The sequence below is a fragment of the Pseudonocardia lacus genome, from assembly GCF_018531445.1.
Taxonomy (GTDB): Bacteria; Actinomycetota; Actinomycetes; order Mycobacteriales; family Pseudonocardiaceae; genus Pseudonocardia; species Pseudonocardia lacus.
Genome location: NZ_JAHDTH010000043.1, coordinates 35357 through 42731, shown reverse-complemented (window position 1 = coordinate 42731; position 7375 = coordinate 35357). Strand labels below are relative to the sequence as shown.

7 protein-coding genes are annotated in these 7375 nt (G+C 74.5%); 1 reads left to right on the top strand and 6 read right to left on the bottom strand.

The genetic code is table 11. From position 1 onward, the window contains the following. Window positions 1–154: 154 nt before the first annotated feature. Window positions 155–958, bottom strand: a complete 804-nt coding sequence (locus tag KIK08_RS12220) for a helix-turn-helix domain-containing protein (protein WP_214403194.1) — start codon at window positions 956–958, stop codon at window positions 155–157. 730 nt (window positions 959–1688) lie between these two features. Here KIK08_RS12220 and KIK08_RS42240 point away from each other — a divergent pair. Beyond that, entirely contained in the window at window positions 1689–1997 is a 309-nt protein-coding gene (locus KIK08_RS42240) for a TetR family transcriptional regulator C-terminal domain-containing protein (RefSeq protein WP_408004666.1), read from the top strand. A gap of 3 nt (window positions 1998–2000) precedes the next feature. Here the strand turns inward: KIK08_RS42240 and KIK08_RS12210 are convergent, their stop codons facing one another. Genes KIK08_RS12210 through KIK08_RS12190 form a run of 5 tightly spaced genes read right to left on the bottom strand, consistent with a single transcriptional unit; the run spans window position 2001 to window position 6897 of the window. Then, window positions 2001–3149, bottom strand: a complete 1149-nt coding sequence (locus tag KIK08_RS12210) for an alpha/beta hydrolase family protein (protein ID WP_214403192.1) — start codon at window positions 3147–3149, stop codon at window positions 2001–2003. A 13-nt stretch (window positions 3150–3162) separates the two neighbouring features. Further along, window positions 3163–4581, bottom strand: coding sequence for a S41 family peptidase (locus tag KIK08_RS12205; protein ID WP_214403191.1), 1419 nt, complete (start codon window positions 4579–4581; stop codon window positions 3163–3165). Continuing rightward, complete coding sequence (locus KIK08_RS12200) at window positions 4578–5621, bottom strand: ABC-2 membrane transporter-related protein (RefSeq protein WP_214403190.1); 1044 nt, start codon at window positions 5619–5621, stop codon at window positions 4578–4580. The genes KIK08_RS12205 and KIK08_RS12200 overlap by 4 nt, the downstream gene beginning before the upstream one ends. Then, window positions 5618–6508 carry an ABC transporter ATP-binding protein gene (locus KIK08_RS12195; protein WP_214403189.1) on the bottom strand — a complete coding sequence of 297 codons (891 nt, stop codon included), beginning with the start codon at window positions 6506–6508 and terminating at the stop codon, window positions 5618–5620. The genes KIK08_RS12200 and KIK08_RS12195 overlap by 4 nt, the downstream gene beginning before the upstream one ends. Next, the gene (locus KIK08_RS12190; RefSeq protein ID WP_214403188.1) at window positions 6505–6897 is read right to left on the bottom strand and encodes a GntR family transcriptional regulator; all 393 of its coding nucleotides are present in this window, start codon (window positions 6895–6897) and stop codon (window positions 6505–6507) included. The genes KIK08_RS12195 and KIK08_RS12190 overlap by 4 nt, the downstream gene beginning before the upstream one ends. Between the last annotated feature and the right edge of the window lie 478 nt (window positions 6898–7375).

Below are 7375 nucleotides of genomic sequence, written 5' to 3'. Positions count from 1 at the left end.
GCTCACCGCGGCGGGGCTGACCACGCTGGAGGCCGTCGCCGCGGTCCCCGAGCGGGAGCTGGCCGCGCTGCACGGCGTCGGCCCGATCGCGCTGGCGAGGCTGCGCGAGGCGCTGGCCGAGAACGGCCTGCAGCGGCGGGCCTGAGGTCGCCCCCTACCGCAGCGCGCGGGCCGCGCGGCGCGCGGCGAGCTCGGCCAGCTTCTCGGCCGTGCCCGGGGCGTCCTCGGCCGGCGTCGACAGGATCAGCATCCGGCCCGACTTGTCGCCGAACAGCCACGCGGTCTGGTCGACCACCAGCGCGCCGAGCGCCGGGTCGAGGATCTTCTTGCGGACCGGGTCCATGGCCGGGGCCTGCGCCAGCGGCAGCGACCACCAGTGCCGGAACTCGTCGCTCACGCTCTCCAGCCGCGCGACCAGCGCCTCGATGTGCGGGACGTTCATCATGCCGGCCCACAGGGTGCGGCAGAGCACGACGAGCCGGTTCGCGTGCGACTCCCACTCGTCGAGCCGATCGCGCACGCCCGGGTGGGTCAGCATGAGCCACAACAGGTTGCGGTCGGCGGCGGGGAGCTCGCCGAACTCGACCCCGTAGAACTCGCACGAGCACTCGTTCCAGGCCAGCAGGTCGAGCAGGCTGTTGAGCACGTACGAGGGCGCCGGGTCCTGCATGCGCATCACCCGCAGGACCGCGTCCGGGACGGGCTCCTCCGGAGGTCGGGTGAGTTCCACCAGCCCCGCGACGCCCTCGGCGAGGTCGAGCACGTACTCGATCTCGGGCTTGTCGAGCTCGAGGACCTTGCACACCCGGACCAGGACGTCGCTCGACGCGCGGCCGCGGCCCTGCTCGATCCGCACGTACCAGTCGTAGCCGACCGACGCCTTCGCCGCGACCTCCTCGCGGCGAAGCCCCAGGTTCCGCCGCCGCTGCTGGAGGAAACCCCCGAGCTCACGCCTCATCCCCCACCTCCGCGGGGGATGGTACTGGCAGACCCAGGGGAGCAAGACCCACGACAGCGCACCCGCCAGCTCGGACAATCCCGATGGCGGGCGGGACGCCGGGCTTGTGGAGGGGCGGCGGTTCCGCACTGCGGTTCACCGAGGAGGGGCCGCTCGGACGGGCCGGCCCCTCCTCGGCAACTTCGCGGAGGGTAGAGCGCCCACGGCGCTCTTGAGGGGCTCCTGTGAGGGGCCTCCGGCGGGCTGCTGAGGGGCCTCCGGCGGCTCCTCCGCGGAGGGCGGCCTCTGATCAAGCAGGGGCTTCCGGGGGTGGAGTGGCCGCTCCGCGGCCAGCTTCGCGGCCGGGCCGGGCCGGCGGGGCGACCTCGCAGCGCGGGGTGGGTGTCGCAGCGCCGGGTGGGGGCGTCCTCGCAGCGCCGGGTCGGTGTCGCAGCCCGGGCTGGGTCGTCGCAGCCCGCCGGCGAGCTGCGACGGCACCGCTGGGTCTGCGAGGACCCCGATTCGCATGATCGACTCGGGCTGGGAGGGCGACCGGTCACGCCGGTTGGCCTCTTCGCAGCGTCCCCATGGTCTTCGCAGGGTCCACAGCACCAGCGAAGACCCCACCGCCCCTGCGAAGACCAACCCAACCCCGAACCCCGAACCGAACAAGAGCCCGGAATCCTCCCCAAGCCCCCTGCTCGATCAGAGGTCGCCCTCCGCATAGGAGCCGCCGGAGGCCGCCCGCGGCATCGGGGACATCAGCTGCTCCCCCGGGTTCGGCGGGTGCCCGTTCATCAACGCCGCGGCCGAGTACGCCGACCCCGACCACCCCGCGCGCAGAGCCGTCGCCGCGCACCGGGCCTGGTTCGCGGGATTGGTGACCGACCTGCTCGCCGAGATGGCGCTGCCCGACCCCGCGGCGACGGCCGACCAACTGGTCATGCTGCGGGACGGCGCGATGGTGCGGGGCCACCTCGACCCCGATCCGGCCGCCCGCACCACCGCGCTCGTCGCGGCCGGGCGCGCCGTGCTGGACGCCGCGCGGGCGGTCGGGTAGCCGCTACCGGCAGGTGTCGGTGCAGACCATGACCTCGGCCTCGGGCGCCTCCGCCAGCACGGCCTGCGGCGTCCCGTTCAGGTGCTCCTCGAGGAACGCGCCCACGTAGGCACGGGTGAGTTCCGAGTAGCGCGTCGCGGGGAGCGCGCCGGCGGGGGTCCGGATGCCGAGGACGTCCGACAGCAGCGGGAGGTCGGTGAAGGAGGCGTGGTCCGCGCCCGAGAGCACGAGCCAGCGCTTCCAGCCGGTGAGCAGCTTCCAGTCGCGGTCCCACGTCGTGTCGCGACCGCCGGGGACGTGCTGCTCGGTGCCCAGGAACAGGAACGGCCGGTCGAACCCGTCGGTCGGGATGCGGGCGTAGGTGGTGCCGTCCATGTCCACCCCGGCCCGGATCCGCGGGTCGGCCGCCATCGCCGCCAGCGCGCTGGCCCCGCCGATGGACTGGCCCACCATCGCGATCCGCGAGCGGTCGACCGATGCGCAGCCCGGCGGTGCCGCGCACGGGCCGGTCAGCTCGTCGAGCACGAACGAGACGTCGGCGGCCCGGCTCCGCACGACCCCGCCGCCGAAGCCGGGGTCGCTGTCGACGTCGCAGGCCAGGCACTCGGCGACGCGCCCGTCGCGCAGCGTCGTGGCGTAGCTCTCGTAGGTGTGGTCGATGCCGGCCACCACGAAGCCGCGACTTGCCAGGTCCTCCGCCAGCGACGTCAGCGTGCTCACCGGCTTGGTGAACCCGGGCGAGAGCACCACCAGCGGCAGCCCCTCCCCCGCCGGCGGGGCGTCCCGCACGGCGTTCGTCCGCGTCGTGCTCAGCACGTCGAGGGGCACGTCGAAGATCCTCGACCCCGTCAGCAGGAGCTCCGACTCCCGCGCGCTCATGTAGGGCGCCCGCTCCCCCTCCCGCTGCGCGGTCGGGTACCACAGGGTCACCACCAGCTCCCTGACCGGCGCGTCCAGGTTCCAGGGGTCGGGGCGCGAGGTGTCGGTCGGGTAGCGGGTGGTGGTGCCGACCGGGTGGGTGCCGGTCGGGGCGGGCAGGGTGGCGGGTCCGGCCGGCGTGGCGGGCGGAGCGTCGGACCGGGGAGCCGCGGGCGTCGAGCAGGCGGCGGCCAGGACGACCAGCCCCACGGCGACGGCGAGGAGCTGTCTCATCGGCGGTCGGTCCTCACGTGCGCAGCAGGGACAGGGCCCGGGCCAGGGCGGCGTCGAAGCCCGCGGCCGCGTCCCGCGGGGTCAGCGGCACGTGGTGGTCGGGCGCCACGCCGATCCGGTCGATCACCTCGTGGTCCGGGCCCAGGGCGTGCTTGGAGGGGAAGCCCAGGACCGTGTTGTCGTCGAGCAGGTACGCCGAGGAGGGCCCGGAGATGACGCCCGCGGTCCGGGTGCCGACCAGCGCGCCGGCGCCCAGGTCCTTGATCGCGGAGCTGAAGTGCTCGCACGCCGAGGCGCAGCTGCGGTCCACGAGCACCACGAGCGGCAGGCCGACCAGCTCGACGGTGTCGTCGGTCCACATGGGCTCGCACCGGCCGTCGGCGAGGCACTGGTAGTGCGTGACCTGCCCGTGCACGAAGGCGCTCACCAGCCGGGTCGCCTCCTGCGGGCTGCCGCCGCCGTTGCCGCGCAGGTCCAGCACGACCCCGGTGAGGGCACCGCCGGAGCGCATCCGCGCGATCGCGTCCAGGACCCGGTTCGCGGAGTCGGAGGCGAACCCGCGCAGCCGCACGTAGCCGACCCCGCCGTCGAGCGTCTTCGAGGTCACCACCCGCAGCGCGGCCAGGTCGCGCTCGTAGAGGCCGGGCCGCAGTGTCACGCTCCAGCGGCGGCCCTCGGCCTCCCGCAGCAGGCGCAGCTCCACCGGGTCGGCCTGCGGGTACCGCGGGTAGAGCGCGGCGATCGCCGGTGTCGCCTCCCCGTCGATGAACGGCGCCGACCCGTTGATCGACTCGATGACGTCGCCCGGGCGCAGCCCGGCGGCCCGCGCCGCGCCGCCCAGGACGGCGGTGACGAACAGCGGCGGGAGGGCCGCGTCGGGGTTGCCGTCCAGCTGCGCGCCGTGGACGTTCGCCTGCAGCCCGAGGTCGTACCCGTCGCCGTCGTAGTAGTCGGGCGGGCGACTGACACCGTGCGTCCAGCTCGCGTGGTTGTCGTCGAGGGCGGCGACGACGGCCTCCAGGGTGACGACGGCCAGCCCCTCGCGCAGGTCGGGGACCTGGTCACTGACCCGGCGGAAGACGGCCTCGAAGGCGGCCCAGTCGGCGTCGCGGTCCCCGGTGAGCGCCGGCATCGTGGCCTCGGGCACGTCGCGTCCGGTGCGGACGAGTTCCCGGGTCAGCGCGGCGAACCCCGCGGTCAGCAGCGCGCCGGCGTCCAGCGTGGCGCCCCCGTAGTAGTTGCCGAGGATGCAGCGGTAGGCCTGCTCGATGACCTCGATGGTGGTCGTCGTCTCCGCCCCGGGGGGCTCCCGCAGCGGCGCGCAGGCCGAACTGGCGGCCGGGCTGGACTCCGCCCGCGGCGGCGTCGGCGCCGTGCAGGCCGCCGCCAGCAGGAGGGCGAGCGCGACGACCGCCGCCCGGACGGCGGTCACGACAGGCGTCTCCGCACCCACCGGAAGCAGAACCCCGTCAGGGCGAGGGCGAGGGCTGCGTAGATCCCGGTCTCCATCCACTGGAAGGGCCAGAAGCGGTCCAGCGGGTGGTAGGTCGCCTGCTGCCGAAAGCCGAGGTCGTTGACCTCGACGATGCAGGAGGCGAAGCCGTTCTGCGGTGCGCAGGGCCCCGACGTCATGGAGACCGGGACCGGGGCGTCCTCGCCGGTCTCGGCGACCACCCGTCCGGACGGGTCGAGGACGCGGCTGGACAGCACCCAGGCGCCCGCGTCGCCGGGAACGGCCGACTGCAGGCGCAGACCCACCGACGATCCGGCGTCCTCGGCGCCGAAGCCCGCCACGTTCTCCGTGCTGAGCTCGAAGGTGGCGGTGACCGGGGTCATCAGGTGCGGACGGACCAGCAGCGGGACGGCGAGTTGCAGCGCGAAGAAGACGGCCAGGGTGATGGCCATGGCGGGCAATGCGCGGCGGACGAGCATGCCCACGGTGACGCCCAGGACGAAGGCGAGGACCGCGTACCCGACCGGCGCGATGCCTCTCGCGCCGAAGACCAGTGGCGCCATCAGGGCGAGGTCGTCCGGGGCCGACATGTCCAGCGGGAACGACCACCAGGTCACCACGAGCCCGCACAGGTAGGCGGCGACCATGGCGGCCAGCCCGGTGATCGCGAGCTTGACGGCCAGCCAGCGGGTGCGGGTGATGCTCTGGTTCCACACCAGCAGGTGGGTGCCGGCCTCCAGCTCGCGGGCGATGAGCGGTGCGCCCCAGAAGAGCCCGACGAGCGCCGGCAGCAGCAGCACCAGCAGGCTGACGGCCACGAAGGGCAGCTCGTGGGCGGAGAAGAACCGGTCGAAGAAGCGGTCGCAGGTGTCGGGGACCGGGGTGCAGGCGGCCACTCCGGCCGAGTACTCGGCGGCCAGCCCCGGCCCGGTGAGCACGAGGGCTGCGGCGAGCGCGACCAGCGCGGCGGCCGTCCCCACGACCGAACCGCGCAGCTGGCGCCAGGTCAGCCAGGTCATCGCTGCACCTCCAGGACGGGTCCGGCGTCGCCGACGGCCCGCCGCCCCATGTAGGCCAGGACGAGGTCCTCCAGCGTCAGCCGGTGGACCGTCCAGGCGGGGTCGTGGATCGGGTGCGCGGCGCGGACGACGTAGGTGCTCTGCCGGTCGGTGTGGGCCGCGGAGACCACCTGCTGGTCGGCGGGGAGCCGGTCGGGGTCGCGGCGCGGGCCGGTGAGCCGGTAGTGCGTGGCCAGCAGCTCCTCGGTCTCCCCCGCCACCTGCACCCGCGCGTCGACCAGCACGACCAGGAAGTCGCAGACCCGCTCCAGATCGGACACCAGGTGCGAGGAGAGCAACACGCTGAGCCCGTGCTCGGCGGTGGCCTCCATCAGCCCCTGCAGGAACTCGCGGCGGGCGAGCGGATCGAGCGAGGCGACCGGCTCGTCGAGGATCAGCAGCTCGGGCCGCTTGGCCAGACCCAGGGTGAGGGCCAGCTGGGCGCGCTGGCCACCGGACAGCTTGCCCGCGCGCTGGGCGGGGTCCAGGCCGAGCCGCGCGATCCGCTCCGCGGCCAGCGCGGCGTCCCAGCCGGGGTTGAGCCGCGCCCCGAGCCGCAGGTGCTCGGCCACCGTCAGACCGGAGTAGACGGGGGTGTCCTGGGCGACGAAGCCGACCCTGGCCAACTGCGCCGGACGGGCGGCCGGCCGCTCGCCGAGCACCGTGATGGCGCCCTCGGTGGGCTCCAACTGGCCGGCGGCCAGCTTCAGCAGCGTGGTCTTGCCGGCCCCGTTGGGGCCCACCAGCCCGACGACGCGCCCGTCCGGCACGTCGACCGTGCAGTCGCGCAGCGCCCAGCGCCTGCCGTAGCGCCTGCCCAGCCCCCGGGTCAGCAGGACGTCGGTCACGCTATGTCCTCCTCGCCCGCGGCCCGAAAGGTGGTCATGAACAGCGCCTCGATGCTCTCGTCGTCCAGGCCTGCCCGACGGGCCCTGGTCAGCCAGCGCTGCAGGCTCGTCCGCAGCGGCCCGTGCGCGGCCAGCGAGGTGTCGGCGAGGGTCGCCGTCACGAACGTGCCCACCCCCGGCCGGGCCGCGACGAGCCCGTCGTGCTCCAGCTCCCGGTAGGCCTTCAGGACGGTGTTGGGGTTGATCGCCAAGTGCCCGACGACCTCCTTGACGGTCGGCAGCTGGTCGCCCTCCCGCAGCAGCCCGAGCCGCAGCGCGTGCCGGACCTGCTGCACCAGCTGCTGGTAGGGCGACAGACCCGACCTGCCGTCCAAGTGGAACTCGATCATCGAAACTCCATTCGACTACCTTCCTAGTACTTTAGGGTATTGAACCCACCCCGGCCAGCGGCCGGTTGGACGAAAGCCGCGCTCGTCCGTCCGCCGGCGCGGAGTTCTTGGGTGAGCGCCGAAGGCGCGAACCCGGGGCGCGAAGCGCGCCCACACCCTGTGCGGGGAGGGCCTTGTCACGTCGGCCCGGCCATTGCAGCGCCTGCGGCGCCGACCCGCAGCCCACCACTCTCCGGAGCCGCGGCGGCGGAGCGAAGCGAAGCCCCAAGCGGCGCCTGCCGGCGTCGCGGAGGCGGCGGTGGTGGGGTGGCCCACCCGGCTCGGCTCGCGGCGCTGCGCGCCGCCGCGCCGGCCGGGTCCGCAGCACCGGGGTGTGTGCGCAGCGCCGGGCGTGTGGTCGCAGCCCGCCGGCGCGCTGCGAATCCGGGGCCGCCGGCGTCTTCGCAGCACGAGGTGTGGGCTCACAGCCCGCCGGCGC

Coding starts and splice junctions, on each gene's coding strand:
- KIK08_RS12220 (WP_214403194.1), bottom strand. CDS start 958: ATGAGGCGTGAGCTCGGGGGTTTCCTCCAGCAGCGGCGGCGGAACCTG.
- KIK08_RS12210 (WP_214403192.1), bottom strand. CDS start 3,149: ATGAGACAGCTCCTCGCCGTCGCCGTGGGGCTGGTCGTCCTGGCCGCC.
- KIK08_RS12200 (WP_214403190.1), bottom strand. CDS start 5,621: ATGACCTGGCTGACCTGGCGCCAGCTGCGCGGTTCGGTCGTGGGGACG.
- KIK08_RS12190 (WP_214403188.1), bottom strand. CDS start 6,897: ATGATCGAGTTCCACTTGGACGGCAGGTCGGGTCTGTCGCCCTACCAG.